Source organism: Isoptericola sediminis (genome assembly GCF_013085345.1).
In the GTDB taxonomy this organism is placed as follows: domain Bacteria; phylum Actinomycetota; class Actinomycetes; order Actinomycetales; family Cellulomonadaceae; genus Isoptericola; species Isoptericola sediminis.
In genome coordinates, this window is the sequence record NZ_JABFAJ010000003.1 from 101,080 (window position 1) to 117,697 (window position 16,618).

The 16,618-nt window shown below is 73.2% G+C and carries 14 protein-coding genes; 7 read left to right on the forward strand and 7 right to left on the reverse strand.

Annotation, left to right across the window (positions count from 1 at the left end; all coding sequences use genetic code 11):
• Positions 1 to 105: 105 nt before the first annotated feature.
• The 5 genes from HLI28_RS01145 to HLI28_RS01165 all read right to left on the reverse strand — a co-directional run bounded on the left by HLI28_RS01145 (position 106) and on the right by HLI28_RS01165 (position 6,461).
• Positions 106 to 2,238 (reverse strand): glycosyl hydrolase, encoded by a 2,133-nt coding sequence (locus tag HLI28_RS01145; protein WP_171245659.1) that lies wholly within the window; start codon positions 2,236 to 2,238, stop codon positions 106 to 108.
• Positions 2,235 to 2,966 carry an HlyD family secretion protein gene (locus HLI28_RS01150; protein ID WP_171245660.1) on the reverse strand — a complete coding sequence of 244 codons (732 nt, stop codon included), beginning with the start codon at positions 2,964 to 2,966 and terminating at the stop codon, positions 2,235 to 2,237. The genes HLI28_RS01145 and HLI28_RS01150 overlap by 4 nt, the downstream gene beginning before the upstream one ends.
• Positions 2,963 to 4,717 carry a glycosyltransferase family 2 protein gene (locus HLI28_RS01155; protein WP_343035538.1) on the reverse strand — a complete coding sequence of 585 codons (1,755 nt, stop codon included), beginning with the start codon at positions 4,715 to 4,717 and terminating at the stop codon, positions 2,963 to 2,965. Before HLI28_RS01155 ends, HLI28_RS01150 begins: the two co-directional genes overlap by 4 nt.
• Before the next feature lie 194 nt (positions 4,718 to 4,911).
• Positions 4,912 to 5,835 (reverse strand): LLM class F420-dependent oxidoreductase, encoded by a 924-nt coding sequence (locus tag HLI28_RS01160; RefSeq protein ID WP_171245661.1) that lies wholly within the window; start codon positions 5,833 to 5,835, stop codon positions 4,912 to 4,914.
• An 8-nt stretch (positions 5,836 to 5,843) separates the two neighbouring features.
• Entirely contained in the window at positions 5,844 to 6,461 is a 618-nt protein-coding gene (locus tag HLI28_RS01165) for a mycothiol-dependent nitroreductase Rv2466c family protein (RefSeq protein ID WP_171245662.1), read from the reverse strand.
• 98 nt (positions 6,462 to 6,559) lie between these two features.
• Here HLI28_RS01165 and HLI28_RS01170 point away from each other — a divergent pair, with 98 nt between their 5' ends.
• From HLI28_RS01170 to pnuC, 4 genes are all read left to right on the forward strand, one after another.
• The gene (locus HLI28_RS01170) at positions 6,560 to 6,787 is read left to right on the forward strand and encodes a hypothetical protein (protein WP_246246253.1); all 228 of its coding nucleotides are present in this window, start codon (positions 6,560 to 6,562) and stop codon (positions 6,785 to 6,787) included.
• A gap of 77 nt (positions 6,788 to 6,864) precedes the next feature.
• Positions 6,865 to 8,865 carry an ABC1 kinase family protein gene (locus HLI28_RS01175; protein ID WP_171245663.1) on the forward strand — a complete coding sequence of 667 codons (2,001 nt, stop codon included), beginning with the start codon at positions 6,865 to 6,867 and terminating at the stop codon, positions 8,863 to 8,865.
• A gap of 88 nt (positions 8,866 to 8,953) precedes the next feature.
• On the forward strand, positions 8,954 to 9,733 hold the full coding sequence (locus tag HLI28_RS01180) for a TetR/AcrR family transcriptional regulator (RefSeq protein WP_171245664.1): 780 nt from the start codon (positions 8,954 to 8,956) through the stop codon (positions 9,731 to 9,733).
• 8 nt (positions 9,734 to 9,741) lie between these two features.
• Positions 9,742 to 10,437, forward strand: a complete 696-nt coding sequence (pnuC, locus tag HLI28_RS01185) for a nicotinamide riboside transporter PnuC (protein WP_171245665.1) — start codon at positions 9,742 to 9,744, stop codon at positions 10,435 to 10,437.
• A gap of 321 nt (positions 10,438 to 10,758) precedes the next feature.
• On the opposite strand, the gene HLI28_RS01190 is transcribed toward pnuC, so the two are convergent.
• The gene (locus tag HLI28_RS01190; protein ID WP_171245666.1) at positions 10,759 to 12,003 is read right to left on the reverse strand and encodes an acyl-CoA dehydrogenase family protein; all 1,245 of its coding nucleotides are present in this window, start codon (positions 12,001 to 12,003) and stop codon (positions 10,759 to 10,761) included.
• Between the two features lie 139 nt (positions 12,004 to 12,142).
• Complete coding sequence (locus HLI28_RS01195) at positions 12,143 to 13,459, reverse strand: Nramp family divalent metal transporter (protein WP_171245667.1); 1,317 nt, start codon at positions 13,457 to 13,459, stop codon at positions 12,143 to 12,145.
• Positions 13,460 to 13,581: 122 nt separating this feature from the next.
• Between HLI28_RS01195 and HLI28_RS01200 the strand changes: the two genes are divergently transcribed.
• The 3 genes from HLI28_RS01200 to HLI28_RS01210 all read left to right on the forward strand — a co-directional run bounded on the left by HLI28_RS01200 (position 13,582) and on the right by HLI28_RS01210 (position 16,547).
• Positions 13,582 to 14,922 (forward strand): glycosyltransferase 87 family protein, encoded by a 1,341-nt coding sequence (locus tag HLI28_RS01200; protein WP_343035539.1) that lies wholly within the window; start codon positions 13,582 to 13,584, stop codon positions 14,920 to 14,922.
• A 96-nt stretch (positions 14,923 to 15,018) separates the two neighbouring features.
• Positions 15,019 to 16,143, forward strand: a complete 1,125-nt coding sequence (locus tag HLI28_RS01205) for a glycosyltransferase family 4 protein (RefSeq protein WP_343035541.1) — start codon at positions 15,019 to 15,021, stop codon at positions 16,141 to 16,143.
• Between the two features lie 32 nt (positions 16,144 to 16,175).
• Entirely contained in the window at positions 16,176 to 16,547 is a 372-nt protein-coding gene (locus tag HLI28_RS01210) for a nuclear transport factor 2 family protein (RefSeq protein ID WP_171245670.1), read from the forward strand.
• Positions 16,548 to 16,618 lie beyond the last annotated feature (71 nt).

The following is a 16,618-nucleotide window of genomic DNA, read 5'->3' on the forward strand; positions in this document are numbered from 1 at the left end:
GTCAGCCCTGTGAAGACCCGCACACCCTATCGGCGCACGGGAGCTGCGTCCGCCGACCTGCGGACGGCCCGGCCGGGTCGGCGGGTCGGGGGCGGGTCCTCGGGCTCAGTCCGCGCGGCCGTGCAGCCAGGCCAGCAACCAGGAGCGTGTCGACCCGTCGTCGATCCGGTCCTCGGGGAGCTCGCGCGCGACCTCGAGGGCCGCCGTCGCCTCCTCGGGCCCCATCAGGCCGGCGTACATCAGCAGCTGGTCGCCGAACATCACGTCCCACGTGGCGTCGTCCGCCCAGAGGTCCGTGGTCCCCAGCGCCTCGGCGAGGTTGTCGCGCACGCGCGCCGGGTCCTCGCCCAGGTACGTCGAGACGCCCGTCACCGGCAGCACGACGATGCCGAGCGCGGCGCTCGGCTCGGCGGAGAACCACGTCGCACGTTCACGCTTGCCGTCCCACACGAGCGAGGTCACGTCCGCCTGCAGCCCGTCGGCGACCGGGTCGGACCGGTCGAAGTCGGTCCAGTAGGCCCGGGCCGAGGCGGCCTCCAGCGAGAGCATCCACCGGGCCTGGGAGGTCAGGCCCTCGTCCGGAAGCCCGGCCGCCGCCCGCGCGTCGGCCCAGAGGGCCAGCCCGTGCCAGGCGGCGACGGCCTCGGAGGCCGACTCCTGGTTGTTGCCGTCACCGAACGGTGACGGCCCGGAGGCCCACGAGTGCCCCATGACGACGTCGAGCGTCCGCAGGGCCGGCATCGGCGCCCCGTCCCCGGCGGGCACGTCGGCGGCCGCGGCCACGTCCGCGGCCAGCAGGTCGACGACGGGCGCGACCTCCTCGGCCAGCTCGGCGTCCTCGGCGGCCAGCAGGCCGGCCGCGTACAGGAAGTAGCCGTAGTGGAAGTGGTGGTCGTTGCCCTCCTCGGAGCCGAACGCGGTGGCCTGGCCCACGACCGTCCCCAGGGTGGGCTCCCACGTGAAGCACCGTTCGGGGCGCTCCTCGCAGCCGTCCGGGTCGGTCCACAGCCGCAGGTCCGTCAGCAGGCTCGCGCGCAGGTCCGCGGCGACGTCGTCCATCCCGAGGTCGCGCGCCAGCGTCCACAGCTCGGCGTCCCGCGCGAGCGCTTTGCCGCCGAAGTACGTGTCGGCCGGCCGGGTCTCGGCGAGCACCCGGTCCGCGTCGGCGCGCACCTGCTCGACGAGCTCGTCGCGCGCCGGCTCCCCCAGGTCCGACACGTCGAGACCGACGACCGGCTCCCGTGCCGTCGAGCGCCACGACAGCTCGGTGGCCCGGCAGACGTCGACCGTGCCGAGCACCGTGGCGTAGGACCCGAGCCCGCACGTGGCGTCGTCGGCGGCGTCGCGCTGGTGCGGGAAGCGCACGGCGACGGCCGGCCCGCCGGAGGTCGTCTCGTACCCCACGGTGGTGGTGACGTCGTCGGTCCCGGTCGCGTACGAGACGGTGGACGCCTCGACCGCCTCTCCGGCCGCCCGGACCAGCTCGGGCAGCGCCGCGGAGCCCCCGGCGGGGTCGTCCGGGGCGGCCAGCCACGCCACCGACTCACCCTCTCCCAGCTCGAGGGTGCTGCCCGAGCCGTCGAGCGCGCCGGCGGCGTCGAGACCGTCCACCCCGACCAGGGCGTGGGTCCGTCCGTCCACCTCCGCGGTGGCGACGCCGTCCGGGAGCCCGGCGCCGGCGTCGTCGAAGGACCGGTCCAGCCCGAGGCCGTGCGCGGTCCGCGCGGTGTACCGCACGACCGGCGACCCGCGGGTCAGGTGCACGGTGCCGCGCACCTGGTCGTCCTCGGCGACCAGGTCGACGTCGACCGTCGCGGCGTCGTAGCGCGACACGACACCGGTGACGCTCTCGCCCAGGTCCACCTGGACCTGCGGGGCGTAGCCGCCGGCGATCAGCGTGCCGTCGGCCCGGACGTCGGGCAGCCCGTAGGCGAACCCGGTGGAGGTGAGCCCGACGGCGAGCGGCAGCGGGAACACCGGCTGCGGCTCGTCGCCGAAGACCAGCCCGGAGAACCAGCGGTTGGTCGGTGGTGGCAGGCCGTCCGCGAGCCGCATCGGGCCCTGTTCCCGCTCGACGGTGGGCAGCGCGGTGGGATCCACGGCGGGCGCCTGCGCGCCCACCAGGGAACGATCGGTGGGTGCCGGGCCCGCGGCCTCGTCGCCCCCCGGTTCCGTCGTCGTGCACCCGGCGGCGGCCAGGACGACGGCGAGCAGCACCGCGACCGGCCGCCGCGTCACAGGCCGATCCTCTGCAGGAACCGCTGGAACGCCAGGTCGACGTCGGCCATCGGGCCCTCGTCGTGCAGCTGGACGCTCGCGACCACGGGCGTGCCGGGCAGGACGAGACCCTCGCCGGCCTGCTCGGTGAGCGACTCGCTGTCGATCAGGAGCGTGGCCTCGGCACGGTTGCGGGCGTTGTCGACCGCGATGGAGTCGACCTGGCCGGTGACCTCGCGCTGGTCGGGCAGGGTGATGCTGACGGGGGCGCCGGGCTTGATCCGCGCGAAGTCCGCGGGATCGAGCAGCAGCTTCGCGTCCACGGCCGTGGAACCCTCGCGGTGCAGCGTCGCGACGACGTCGCCGGCCTGGACGAACCCCCCGCGCGTGGTGGTGATGTCCGCGATCGTGCCGTCCGAGGGCGCGACGACGGTCATCTCCCCGTCGTCCGTGACCTCGTAGGACGCCGTCTCGCGGGACACGGTCCCGGACGAGAGGTCGTGCGCGAGCACGAGGCTGCGCATCCGGTAGATCGGGTCGCCCTCGGCGACGGTGTCGCCGGGGTCGACGAACGACTCGACGACCGTGCCGGGGTAGTCGGTGCCGACGGCGACCTCCTCGGCCACGATCATGGCCTGGGCGGAGGTGGCCTGGCTCTCCCGCCGGTTGAGCACCAGCGTGAGGGTCGCGCAGAGCGCGAGGACGAGGACGAACCCGAGGAGCAGCTTGAATCGTGTGGCCCAGGTCATGCGGCACCTCCGGCGGTGACGGTCGGGGAGGACGAACGGTCGAGGCGGGTCCGGCGGGCGGCGCGCTTGCGGACGCGGCGGGCCGCGCGCTGGGACCTCACCGCCTGTCGGTGCTCCTTGACGGCCGTGATGAGGAAGCCGCCGAGGATGAGGGTGTTGGTGAGGTTCCAGGCGAGCGACAGGTTCGGGACCGGGTCGCCCCAGTGCTTCCAGAACCCGACCGCCGAGGTCACCGCCAGGAACACGAAGCACAGGGTCTGCGGGACGATCACGTCGAACGGTGACGCCGAACCGCCGGAGCGGCCCGTGACCGACCAGGCCTGCTGCTTGCCCGTCAGCGCGTTCCAGAACGCCTTGACGTAGATGGGCCACGAGACGGCCGCCAGCAGCAGCACCTCCCAGCGGAACGAGCCGAGGGTGAAGAAGGCCAGGGCGATCTGCAGCCCGTAGAAGCCCAGGTAGTACAGGGCCCAGGTGCCCACCGACACGTCGAGCTGCATGGGGGTCAGGTCGAGGTAGATCGTCAGCGGCGGCACCAGCAGGAGCAGCAGCGGCGCGATGCCCGACAGGTAGTGGGTCGAGGTCACGAAGTACTGCAGCCGCTGGTCGACGGTCAGCTGGCGTCGCGGGGACAGCGGGTTGTGCTGCAGCAGGATCTCGAACCCACCGGTGGCCCATCGCAGCTGCTGCTTGGCGTAGGCGACGATCGTCTCGGGGGTGTCGCCGACGGCGAGCGTCTGCGGGATGTAGACGGAGCGCCACCCACGCTCGTGCAGGTGGATGGACGTCCAGACGTCCTCGGACTTGGAATCGGTGTACATGCCGCCGATGTCGTCGATCGCATCGCGACGGAACACGACGTTGGTCCCGACGCAGAAGGCCGCGTTGAACCGGTTCCGGCCCGGCTGGACGAACCGGTAGAAGACCGCCTGCATGTAGCCGGCGCCCCGGGAGATCAGCGAGTTCATGTTGCCGTAGGTCTGCGGGGACTGGACGAATGCGACCTCGTCGCGCACGAAGAACGGCACCGTCTCGGTCAGCAGCTCGGGGCGGGGGACGAAGTCCGCGTCGAGGATGACGAAGTACTCGCCCTTGGCGATGCTCAGCGCGTGGTTGATGTTCCCGGCCTTCTGGCCCCCGCTGGAAAGGCGCCGGATGTACCGGGCCCCGAGCGTGGCCGCGAGGTCGCGCACCTCGTCGTCCCGTCCGTCGTCGAGCACCCAGGTGCGGTGCTCGCCGTGGACGGCCACGGCGGCGCGGACCGTGCGGGCGATGGTGTCGACGTCCTCACCGCAGGTGGTGATGAAGATGTCGACGGTCACGGGTCGGTCGTCGAGGTAGAGCCGCCACCGGGTGGGGTCGTCGGTGGCACGGTCCCGCAGGATCTCGGGTGTGTCGAAGAGGCGTTCGCGGGCCTGGTGGTAGGCGAAGTCGCGGGGGTCGTGGCCGGAGGAGAGCACCGTCCACATGGCCAGCAGGGCCAGCGCCAGCAGCACGCACTCGGCCACGAGGACCAGCCCGTAGGGCAGGAGGTCACCCCGGTTGTCCGGGTTCAGCAGGAAGACCGCGTAGGCGACCGCGCCCAGGGTCGCCAGCAGCATGATGAGCATGAGCGACGGCGACTGGGCGGCGGCGTTCGCGTCACGACGACGCGCGGCCGACGTCGGGTCGCCCGGGATGGTCGGCGGCGGGGCGGCGGTGGTCCCGGCAGGAGACAGGTGCTCCGGCGCGCGAGGGTCCAAGGTGGTCACAGGGGGGTGTCCCTTCACGGAGGCCGGACGATCAGAACGCCGCCCGGAACGACGAGAGGCGGGCCCCCTCGTTCGGGGGCCCACCTCGTCGTCTCGTTCCACCGTAGGTCGGTGCCCGGACCCTGTCGCGCGGGAGGAGCCGTGTGGTGAACATCTTCACTCCGCGGCAACTGGCCGGTAACACCGCGGGACCGTCAGAGGTGTGGGGCGACCTCCCGCGCCACGAGCTCCAGGTGGTCGAGGTCCTGCTGGTCGAGCACCTGCAGGTAGACCCGCTCCACGCCCTGCTCGCGCAGGGACGCCAGCCGGTCCACGGCCTCCGTCACCGTGCCCGCGATGCCGTGCTCCCGCAGCTCCGCGGGCTCCCGGCCGATGGCCTCGGCACGTCGCGTGAACTCGGCCTCGTCCTTGCCCACGGCCAGCACGAGGGCGACCGACTGGGTCAGCGACCCGGGCGCACGTCCGGCGTCGGCGAGCGCCTGCTCCATGACCGCGATCCGCGGCCCGACGGTGTCGAGCTCGGGGAACGCCTGGTTGTACTCGGTCGCGAACCGCGCCGCGATCCGCGGCGTCCGCTTCGGCCCGCCACCGCCGACGATGACCGGGATCCGGTCCTGGACGGGCTTGGGCAGCGCCGGGGAGCCCTCGAGCGTGTAGTGCTTCCCGGTGAAGTCGAAGGTCTCCCCGACCGGTGTTCCCCACAGCCCGGTGAGGATCTCGAGCTGCTCCTCGAGGATCCCGAACCGCTTGTCCGGGAAGGGGATGCCGTAGGCGGCGTGCTCGGCGGCGAACCAGCCGGTGCCGAGCCCGAGCTCGACGCGGCCGCCCGACATCTGGTCCACCTGGGCGACCTGGATGGCCAGCGGGCCGGGCAGGCGGAACGTCGCGGAGGACACGAGCGTGCCGAGGCGCACCGTGGACGTCTCACGGGCGATGCCGGCGAGCGTGGTCCACGAGTCGGTGGGGCCGGGCAGCCCGTCCCCGCCCATCGCCAGGTAGTGGTCGGACCGGAAGAAGGCGCTGAAGCCGAGCTGCTCCGTCGCCTGCGCGACGGCGAGCTGGGTGTCGTAGGAGGCGCCCTGCTGGGGCTCGGTGAAGATGCGCAGGTCGAGCGGCATGGTGCTCCTCAGCTGTGGACCGGGTGCTCGTCGCGGGACCGCTTGAGCTCGAAGAAGTGCGGGTTGCCGGCCATCGTGACCGCGGCGTCGAACAGCTGGGTCGCGTCCTCACCGCGCGGGACGCGGGTGAGGACCGGCCCGAAGAACGCCACGCCGTCGACGTGCAGCGTGGGGGTGCCGACCTCCTGGCCGACGGGGTCCATGCCGGCGTGGTGGGAGGCGGCCAGGGCCTCGTCGTACGCGTCGGACGTCGCCGCCTCGGCGAGCTCGGCGGGCAGGCCGGCCTCGGCGAGGGACTCACGGATGACGACGTCGACGTCCTTGACGTCCTGGTCGTGCCAGCGGGTGCCGAAGGCCGTGTAGTACGCCGACAGGGCGTCGTGGCCGTGGTCGGTCTGCACGGCGGCGGCGACGCGCCCCTGGGCGCGGCCGTCCTCGATCATCTGCCGGTACTCGGCCGGGATGTCCTTGTCCTTGTTCAGCAGGTACAGGCTCATCAGCTTGAACGTGAGGTCGACGTCACGGTGCTCCGCCACCTCCAGGGCCCAGCGCGAGGTCACCCAGGCGAAGGGGCAGGTGGGGTCGATGTAGACGTCGACGGTGGGCGTGGTGTCGGTGGAAGTCATCGTGGGCACGATACTCCGGCGTCCGGAGCGGCTCGCGGGGATCGTGCGGCATCTCACGGCCCGTCGTGCACCGCGGGCAGGTCGGTAGGCTCGGCGTCGTGCTCTCGATCGTGCGCAAGATCCCCTGGGCGAGCATCCTGACGATCGTCCTCGCCGGCGCCTTCTCCGCCGTGGCGCTCTTCGCCGCGCTGCGGGGCCGTGTGTGGGCATGGCTGCCGTTCACGCTGTGCGCGGCCGTGCTGGTGCGCGAGCTCCGGTACCTGCAGCGGTCCCGACGCGGGCACGTCGGCTTCGACGCCCCGGACCGGCGGGCCGAGCGCGACTGACACCGGCAGAGCCATTCTGGACGGCCCTGGGCCCGGTTGGACGGGCCTGACGCCCGGGAACCCGTCAAGGTGTACCCATGTCGTGGCTGTCGGCGTTCGGGCTGATCCTCGTGACCCTGCTCTCCGGGATGCTGCTCGCGGGAGCCGCGCGCCGCACCCTCGACGAACCGGTGGGGTGGGTCCGCTCCATCGCGACGACCCTGCTCGTGTTCGGCATCGGCACGGCCCTGCTGGAGCCCGGCACCGACGCGCTGTCGGTGGACGTCACCAACACCGGGGAGGCGCTCGGGTTCCTGCTGATCGTCCTCGTCGCGTGGGCCTGGATGTTCGCCGTCGCGCTCGGCGCCCTGCTCGTCCTCGAGGTCTTGGTCCCCACCGGGCGTCTGCCCACGCCGCTCCAGGCGTGGCGCGGGATGCGTGACGGGCGGCAGGAATCCCGGCGCTACGGCCAGGTCGTGGCGATCCTCGTCCGCCGTGGGCTCGGGGGCTTCCTGCGCCGTGGGGCCGGCGGTGAACCCGACCGGTCGGCCGGCGCGCTGGCCGCGCACGCCAGGTCGCTGCGCCTGGCTCTGTCCGACGCCGGTGTGACGTACGTGAAGTTCGGCCAGATGCTCTCCAGTCGCCGCGACCTGGTGCCGGACGTCGTGGCGGACGAGCTCAGCCGGCTCCAGGCGCGCGTCCCGCCCGAGAGCTGGGAGACGGTGCGTACCGCGGTGACCGACGCCCTCGGCCGCTCCCCGGGCGAGGTCTTCGCACGGTTCGACGAGTCCCCGCTCGCGAGCGCCTCCGTGGGACAGGTGCACGGCGCCCGCCTGCACGACGGCCGGGAGGTCGTGGTCAAGGTGCTGCGACCGGGCGCACGCTCCCAGGTCGAGGTGGACCTGCGCATCCTCGGGCGGCTCGCGCGCAAGCTCGAGCGGGACACCCAGTGGGCCCGTTCGCTCGGCGTCGTCGGGCTGGTCGCCGGCTTCGCCGCGTCGCTGCGCGAGGAGCTCGACTACACCGTCGAGCTCGCCAACACGCTCAACCTCGATCGCGCCCTGGCCGCGACGCCCGGCGGTGTCGACCCGCGGGTGCAGCTGCCCACCCTGCGCCCCGAGCTCTCGGGGCCGACGCTGCTGGTGATGGACCGCATGGAGGGCGTGCCACTGGGCGAGGCCGCCGACGTCCTCGCGGCGATCGACCCGGCCGAGCGCAGGCTGATGGCGCAGTCCCTGCTCGGCAGCGCGATGCGACAGCTCGTGGTCACCGGCGTCTTCCACGCCGACCTGCACCCGGGCAACATCCTCGTGCGGCCCGACGGCACCCTCGGCCTGCTCGATCTCGGTGCCGTGGGGCGCATGGACGAGTCCGAGCGCACGGCGTTGGGCGCCTTCCTGCTCGCCGTGCAGGGCGATGACTCGATCGCGGCCCTCGACGCACTGCGCGAGCTGCTCGTGCAGCCGGACCACCTCGACGCCCGGGACGTCGAGCGGCGGCTCGGCGCGATCATCGTCCGCTTCCGCCACGGTACGGGCCCGGGCGGCTCGGGCGAGCTCTTCGGCACCATGATCGGGCTGTTCGCCGACGCCGGGATGACGGTCCCGCCTGGTCCCGCCTCGGCGCTGCGCACGATGGCGTCGCTCGAGGGGGCGCTGGCCCTGCTCGCGCCGGGCTTCGACCTCGTCGCCGCGGCCCAGGAGGTCGGGGCCTCGCTGCTCACGTCGTCGATGGGTCCGCGCGCGGTCCGCGACCGGGTCACGCGCCAGCTCGCGGGCATGGCACCGACGCTGCAGCGTCTGCCGCGGCGGCTGACCCAGGTGGTCGAGGACCTCCAGGACGGGCGGCTGACGGTGACGGTGCGCTCGTTCGCCCATCCCGAGGACCGTCGGTTCGTGACGTCCTTGGTCCAGCAGCTCGTCACGGCCGTCATCGCCGCGGCCTCGCTCGTCGGGGCCGTGCTGATGATCGTCTCGCCCACCGGTCCGGTGCTCCTGCCCGGGATCGACCTGTACTGGGTGCTCGGTGCGGGGCTGGCCTTCATCGGCACCCTGCTCAGCGTGCGCGTCCTGGTGTTCGCACTGCGCTCGCGTCGCTGACCCGCGCGGGCACCTGCGTGCCTGTCCGGGTGCCGGCGCGGCGACCGGGCGGACGCATGGCCCCCGCACGGCGAGTAGCCTCCTGCCCATGACAGCCGCACGGACGAAAGCCCACGCGCAGGCCGTCGACGCCGCGATCGACCTCTTCTCCCGCCAGGGCTACGAGCGCACCACCGTCGAGGAGATCGCCGACGCCGCCCGGGTCAGCCGCGCCACCTTCTTCCGGCGCTTCCGCTCCAAGGAGGACGTGGTCTTCGCCGACCACGAGCTGCTGCTGGAGGAGGTCGTGGTGATGCTCGCCGCGACCCGCCCCGAGGCGCGGGCCAGCGAGGAGGCCAGCAACCACGACGCCGCCTGGGACCCGGCGGTCGACCCGTACCTGGAGGTCTGCCGCGCCGCCCGGTTGGTGTTCGACCACCACGTGGGCCAGCGCGAGACCTCCCTGGCCCGGCACCGGCTGCTCCAGCAGGTCCCGGCGCTGCGCGACCGCGAGCTGGTCACCACCCACCGCTACGAGCGGGCGTTCACCGCCTACCTGCGCGACACCCTGCCGACCGAGCGGTCGTCGTCGACGATGTCGATCGCGTTCGCGGCCTCGGTGGTCGCCGTGCACAACGCGGTGCTGCGCCGGTGGCTGCGCAACCCCTACCTGGACCTGCGCCCCGACCTGGAGGAGGCCTTCGCCGACCTGCGCAAGGTCGCGACCGCCCCGACCGACGGCCCCGCACCGGACAGCGCCCGGGCCGGGGCGGCTCCCGCCGAGCCCGACGGCCGCGGGCCGGGCAGCAAGCGGGTCGTGGTCGCCGTGCTCGAGGAGGGCGCGGGGCCCGACGACGTCGCCCGTGCCGTGCGCGACGTGCTGGCCTGAGGACCGCGATGATCGAGTGGCTCTTCGACGCGACCTTCGCGATCGGTGACGAGCAGATCCTGTGGCGAGAGGTGATCGGCAACGCCTTCGGCCTCGCCTCCGCCCTCGGCGGGATGCGCCGCCGGGTGTGGGCTTGGCCCGTGGGCATCGTCGGCAACGTGCTGCTGCTGACGGTGTTCCTCGGCTCGGTGTTCGGCGACGCGAGCCGGGCGGACATGCTCGGCCAGGCGGGCCGGCAGGTGATGTTCATCGCCGTGTCGGTCTACGGCTGGATGCGCTGGCGCGAGACCCGGCGTCAGGATCTCGAGCTGCGGGCGGACGGCAAGGTGCCGACGTCGGGCGCCGAGGGTGTGCACCCGCACTGGGCGACGTGGCCCCAGCGGGCGTTCCTCGTCGGTGCCCTGCTGGTCGGCACCGCCGTGCTGACCCCGCTGTTCCGGGCCCTGGGCTCGTACGAACCCGTCTGGGCCGACGCCTGGATCTTCATGGGCTCGCTGCTGGCCACGTACGGGATGGCCCGGGGGTGGGTCGAGTTCTGGCTGGTCTGGGTCGCCGTCGACCTCGTGGGGGTCCCCCTGCTGTGGTCCGCGGGCTACTTCGCCACGTCGCTGATGTACGTCTTCTACGGCGTCTTCACCCTGGTCGGGTTCTTCGTCTGGTGGCGGGTGCACCGGCGCGAGCAGCTGGCCGTCGGCGCCGGCTGAGCAAGCCGGTCTGACCCTGGTCCGCCACGCGGTCGCCCTCCCGTCCGCCACGCGGTCGGCAGTTCCTGCCTGGATCGGCAGCTCAAGGTGCCGATCCAGGCAGGAACTGCCGAACGGAGTCCTCGCGTGCGGCACCTCCCGGCCCCGGGGACGACGAAGCGCCGCCCCACGTGGTGGGGCGGCGCTCGTCCGTTGTGCACCGCCTCGCCGGCTGGTGATCGGACCAGCAGGTGCACGGGCCGGCGTCGATCCACGCCGGGGTCTGTGAGGGGCTCAGGCGAACGCGATCAGCCCCGCGTTCGCCCTCACCCTCGCTGCGGCTCAGGCGAACGCGGACACTCCCGTGATGTCGCGGCCGATGATCAGCGCGTTCATGGACTCGGTGCCCTCGTAGGTGTGCAGGGCCTCGATGTCGGCGAAGTGCCGGGCGACGCGGTTGGCCAGCAGGATGCCGTTGCCGCCGAGCATGTCGCGGGCGATCGAGGCCACCTCGCGGGCGCCACGGGTGCAGGTGTACTTGGCCAGCGACGCCTGCTCACCGGTGAGCTCGCCCTTCTCGGCGAGCTCGGTCAGGCGCGCCACCAGCAGCTGGAGCTGGGTGACGGTGGAGAGCATCCGGGTCAGGCGCTCCTGGACCATCTGGCGGGCGGCCAGCGGCTTGCCGAACTGGACGCGCTGCGTGGAGTAGGCCAGCGCGGACTCGTAGCAGGCGATGGCGTGCCCGACGGCGGCCCAGGCGACGCTCAGACGCGTGGCGAAGAGGACCTCGGACGTCGCCTTGAACGACGTGGCGCCGGGCAGCGCGGCGTCGGCCGGGACGAACACGTCGTCGAGGACGATGTGCGCCTGCCAGATGGCACGCAGCGACATCTTGCCCTCGATCGTGGTGCCGGTGTACCCGGGGGCGTCCTGCGGGACGATGAAGCCGTGCACCTGGTTGTCGCCGTCGTCACCGACGAGGCGGGCCCAGACCACGGTGATGTGGCCGCAGGAGCCGAACCCGATCCACTTCTTCTCACCGTTGATCACGTAGCCCTCGACGCCGTCGCGGACCGTGCGCTCCGCCGTCGTCTCCAGCGAGACCGAGTCCGAGCCGTGGGTGGGCTCGGTGAGCGCGAAGGCGCCGAGGATCTCGCCGCGGGCCATGGGCTCGGCGTACTGCTCGATCTGCTCGGGCGAGCCGTGCATCACGATGGAGCGCAGCGCCAGGCCGCCCTGGACGCCGCAGACCGTCGCGACCGAGCCGTCGCCGCGGGACATCTCCATGCTGGCCAGGCCCTCGGCCATCAGCGAGACCGTCGGACGGCCGGGCACGTCGACGCCGTCGCGCAGGAAGTCGCGCTCGGCCAGACCCTTGACCAGGTCGAACGGGACCTCGGCGCGCTCCCAGTACCCGTCGATGACCGGCAGCACCTCGTCCTGGACGAACTGGCGGACGGCGAGCTGGTGCTCGCGCACCTCGGGGGCGATTCCGGCGAAGGCGCCGGCGTAGTCGACGTCCGAGGCGGCGGTGAGGTCGTAGTCGGGTGCGGTGACGCCGATCTGGGTGGGGGCGTTGCGGCTCATGAGGTTCTCTCACTCTCTACGGGGGCGGCCGCGCCGCCGCAGAGGCTGGTGACGACGGCGTCGGCCTGCTCCTATCATGCTCTGCAACCGAGTCTCACGTCAAGCGATACGCAGTATCAGCCCTCGGCGGCGGGAGCGATCAGCCCGCGACGGTCAACCAGAGCAGCGCCACGTTGAGCCCCACGATGATCCCCGCCACCAGCCACGCCACCGCCTGGGTGCCGCGAGCGTTGCGGAACCGACCCAGCAGCCCGGCGTCCGCGGTGACGCGCACCAGCGGGATCATCGCGAACGGGATGCCGAAGCTCAGCACCACCTGGCTCAGCACCAGCAGATAGGTCGGCGAGACGTCCGTGGAGAGCAGCAGCAGCGCGGGCACCAGCGTGACGACCCGCCGCACGACCAGCGGGACCCGCAGGTGCAGCAGCCCGGCCATGATCTCCGAGCCCGCGTAGGCGCCCACCGCCGTGGACGCCAGCCCCGAGGCGAGCAGCCCGACACCGAACAGCACCGCGACCGCCGGGCCGAGCGCGTCGGCGATGGCCGCGTGCGCCCCCTCGATGGTGTCGGTGCCGGCCCGACCCGGCAGGTTGGCCGCCGCGAGCAGCAGCATCGCGATGTTGACCCCGCCGGCGATGACGAGCGCGGCGACGACGTCGATCCGCGTGACGCGCAACAGGCGCTCCACCAGGCCGGGGTCAGGCACCGGCGGGGCGTCCACCTCCGTGGGCGGTGCGTCCGCCCCGCGGAGCTCGGTGAGCACCTCGCGCACCGCGAGGTCGTGGCGCACCCGGTCGCGGGCCAGCGAGCTGTGCAGGTAGATCGCGTGCGGCATCACCGTGGCACCGAGCATCGAGGCCGCCAGCAGCACGGAGTCGGTCCCGGCGAACCGCGGGACGAGCCCCTCGACGACGGCGCCCGGGTCCGGCGGGGCGACGACCAGCCCCGTGCAGAACCCGACGACGATGACCCCGAGCATCGTGAGCACGACCGTCTCGAACACCCGCTGGCCGCGGCGCTGCTGGATCGACAGCACCAGCATCGAGACCACCCCGGTGATGAGCCCGCCGAGCAGCAGGGGGACGTCGAAGAGCAGGCGCAGGGCGAGGGCGCCGCCGATGACCTCGGCCAGGTCGGTGGCCATCGCGACGGCCTCGGCCTGCAGCCAGTAGGCGATCCGGCCGCGGCGGGACAGACGGTCGGCGAGCACCTCGGGCAGCGAGCGCCCGGTGACGACGCCGAGCTTGGCCGACAGGTACTGCACGAGCACCGCCATCGCGTTGGCCATGACCAGCACCCACACGAGCAGGTAGCCGAACTCGGCACCGGCGGTGAGGTTGGCGGCCACGTTGCCCGGGTCCACGTAGGCGATCGCGGCGACGAAGGCGGGGCCGAGCAGGGACAGGGCACGCAGCCGGCGCAGGGCACTCCGGGACGATGCGGCACGCGGCCTCACGGGGCCTCCTCGATCTCGAGGCCGGGGAACTTCGGGTCGTCGCGATCGTAGACAGCACCCTCGGGACGCGGCCACCTGCCGCCGTCGGAGCGCCGGGGGTGGTGTTCTGGCACGATGTGGCGGTGCCCGACGCCGCGCAGGACCGCTCACCGGAGAACCCGCCCACCGCGACACCCGCTCCGGCGGCCGGCAGCGGAGGGCGGCTGCTCGCGTCCCCCTGGCTGCTGGCCCTCGCCTTCGTCGTCGTGCACGCCCGGCTCGTCCACGAGGCGATCTCCTGGCAGAACACGATCTTCGGCGACGTCACCCTCTACGAGTGGTGGGCCCGCCACGGCCTGACGGGCGGCGAATGGCCCGTCCTGGACTACACGTGGGTCTACCCCGCCGGGGCGCTGGTGCCCGTCGGGCTGCCCGGGGTCCTCAGCGAGGACCTGCTCGGCTACGAGATCGTCTGGACGGCGATGATCGTCCTGCTCGACGCCGTGGCGACCGTCGTCCTGGTCCGCATGACGCCCCGCGGCGTGCTCGGCGCCTGGTGGTGGCTGCTGTTCCTGCTGGCGCTCGGCCCGATCTTCCTCGGCCGGCTCGACGGCGTCGTCGCCCCGATGATCCTCGTCGCCCTCGTCGTCGCCCGCCGCCATCCGCGGATCGCCGTCGCCGTGGCCACCGCCGGCGCCTGGGTGAAGATCTCCCCCGGTGCCGTCGTCGTCGCGATCGCCGCCACCCGCCGCAGCCTGCGCGACCTGCTGCGCACCGTCGTCGTGCCCGGGGCCGTGGTCAGCTCGATCGTCGTGGGGCTCGCGCTCGCCGGCGGGGCCGGTGTCCGGGCGCTGAGCGTGTTCGGCCAGCAGGGCAGCCGCACCCTGCAGGCCGAGTCCGTGGCCGCCACCTGGTTCTCCGTGGCCCGCTGGTGGGACCCGTCCGTACGGATCGAGTACAACGACGAGATCTACACCTTCGAGGTGCTCGGGGACGCCGCCCGGACCGTGGCCGACACCCTGGACTGGCTGCTGATCCTCGCCGTCGTGGCCGTCGCCGCCCTCACCTGGTGGGTGGCGCGGCGACACCCCGAGCGGACCTACGAGATCGTGCTGCTGTCGGCCGCGGCGCAGCTCGTCGCGCTCATCGTCTTCAACAAGGTCGGCTCGCCACAGTTCATCGCCTGGATCGGACCCGTCGTCGCCGTCGCGCTGGCGTCGCTGCCCGAGGGCCGTGCGTTGCGCGCCTGGTGGCCGCCCGCCCTGGGCATGGTCCTGGTCGCCTATGCCACCTACCTCGTCTACCCGGTCGGCTACGGCCCGTTCCTCGCCGGCGACGCCTGGATCGTGGTCATCGAGGCGCTGCGCAACCTCGCGCTCGTGGTGCTCATGGTCGGTGCCGTGTGGCAGCTCGTGCGGCTGGGCACCCGTGACGCGGAGCAGCGCCCGACACCGACGGCGGACGACGACGGCCGGTCCGCGTAGCCGGCACCGAACGTTTCCCACCCGTTCCGCGGGTCGACCCCGACCCGTCGCCGGCCGCTCCCCCGTTCGTCACCCGGGCCCGCCAGTGTGCGGAGCGTGAGGGTAGCGATCGTCGCCGAGTCCTTCCTCCCGCAGGTCAACGGGGTCACGAACTCCGTCCTGCGGGTCCTCGAGCACCTGCAGCGCACCGGGCACGACGCGCTGGTCCTGGCTCCCGACACCGACGACGGCGACCTGCCGCCGTTCGTGCACGGCGCTCCGGTCGTGGAGGTGCCGTCGGTCGGTCTGCCGGGTTACCCGGACGTGCGGGTCGTCGTCGGGCAGCGGGCCCGCATCGAACGGACGCTGGCGGCGTTCGCGCCCGACGTCGTGCACCTCGCCTCGCCGTTCATGCTCGGCTGGCGCGGGCTGCAGGCCGCCGAGGCGCTCGGCGTCCCGACCGTCGCCATCTACCAGACCGAGGTCCCCAGCTACGCGGCCCGGTACGGGGTGCGGCACCTCGAGCCGCTGCTGTGGTGGCGGGTCCGCACGCTGCACGACCGCGCCGCGGTGACGCTGGCGCCGTCGACCCCCACGATCGACCACCTGCGCGCCCGAGGGGTCCCGCGCGTGCACCGCTGGGGACGGGGTGTGGACACCGAGCTTTTCCGCCCCGGCGCCCGCGACGCCGCCTGGCGGCGCGAGATGGGAGGCGGGCGTCCGTTGCTCGTCGGGTACGTCGGGCGGCTGGCGGCGGAGAAGCAGGTCGAGGCGCTGCGGGTGCTGCACGACCGGCGCGACGTCCGGCTCGTCGTCGTCGGCGAGGGCCCCGAGCGGCCTCTGCTGGAGGAGCTGCTGCCGGACGCCCGCTTCACGGGACTGCTGCGCGGCGAGGAGCTGGCCCGCGCGATGGCGAGCCTGGACGTGTTCGTGCACCCCGGCGAGCTGGAGACGTTCGGCCAGACGCTGCAGGAGGCGCACGCCTCCGGGGTGCCCGTCGTGGCGCCGGCCGCGGGCGGCCCGATCGACGTGGTCGCGCACTCGCACACCGGCTGGCTGTACCCGCCGGGCGACCACCGGGCGCTGCGGGCGCACGTCGACGACCTGCTCGGCGACCACCGCAAGCGCCGGGCCTTCGGGGCGGCCGCGCGGGAGCGGGCCCTCGGGCGCACCTGGGCGAAGGTCTGCCACGAACTCGTGGAGCACTACGAGGCGGCCGTGGGAGTCCGGGCGGGGGCATGACGCGGCGTCCCCCGTCGGGCACACTCCACGGCATGACGTCGCACGGCTCGCCTCAGCCCCTCGATCACGTCCTCGACCTGGAGCGCGAGCTGCAGACGCCGGCCTGCCGGGCCGACGAGACCCGGCTCCGGGAGCTCCTCGCCGCCGACTTCGTGGAGATCGGGGCATCCGGTCGCCGGTGGGACCTCGACAGCATCCTGGCCATGCTGCGCGACGAGAGCACCGAGGACGACGGCGCCGTCATCACGCTCACCGGTCTGACCGGGCGGGTGCTCGCGCCCGGCGTCGTCCAGGTCTTCTGGGAGTCCGACCAAGCGGGGCGACGCGCGCGCCGGACCTCGATCTGGTGCGAGCGGGCGGGCGGGTGGCAGCAGGTCTCCCACCAGGGCACGCCGGTCCCCTGACGACCCTGGCGGGCCCGGCGATGAGTTCCGCGTCTGTCCACCGTCCTTGTGCGTAACCCCTCTGTCCCGCC

Bases quoted from the DNA above. Each gene is read 5' to 3' on its own strand.
- HLI28_RS01150 (WP_171245660.1), bottom strand. From the start codon at position 2,966: ATGACCTGGGCCACACGATTCAAGCTGCTCCTCGGGTTCGTCCTCGTC.
- HLI28_RS01160 (WP_171245661.1), bottom strand. From the start codon at position 5,835: ATGCCGCTCGACCTGCGCATCTTCACCGAGCCCCAGCAGGGCGCCTCC.
- HLI28_RS01165 (WP_171245662.1), bottom strand. From the start codon at position 6,461: ATGACTTCCACCGACACCACGCCCACCGTCGACGTCTACATCGACCCC.
- HLI28_RS01175 (WP_171245663.1), top strand. From the start codon at position 6,865: ATGTCGTGGCTGTCGGCGTTCGGGCTGATCCTCGTGACCCTGCTCTCC.
- HLI28_RS01180 (WP_171245664.1), top strand. From the start codon at position 8,954: ATGACAGCCGCACGGACGAAAGCCCACGCGCAGGCCGTCGACGCCGCG.
- pnuC (WP_171245665.1), top strand. From the start codon at position 9,742: ATGATCGAGTGGCTCTTCGACGCGACCTTCGCGATCGGTGACGAGCAG.
- HLI28_RS01190 (WP_171245666.1), bottom strand. From the start codon at position 12,003: ATGAGCCGCAACGCCCCCACCCAGATCGGCGTCACCGCACCCGACTAC.
- HLI28_RS01210 (WP_171245670.1), top strand. From the start codon at position 16,176: ATGACGTCGCACGGCTCGCCTCAGCCCCTCGATCACGTCCTCGACCTG.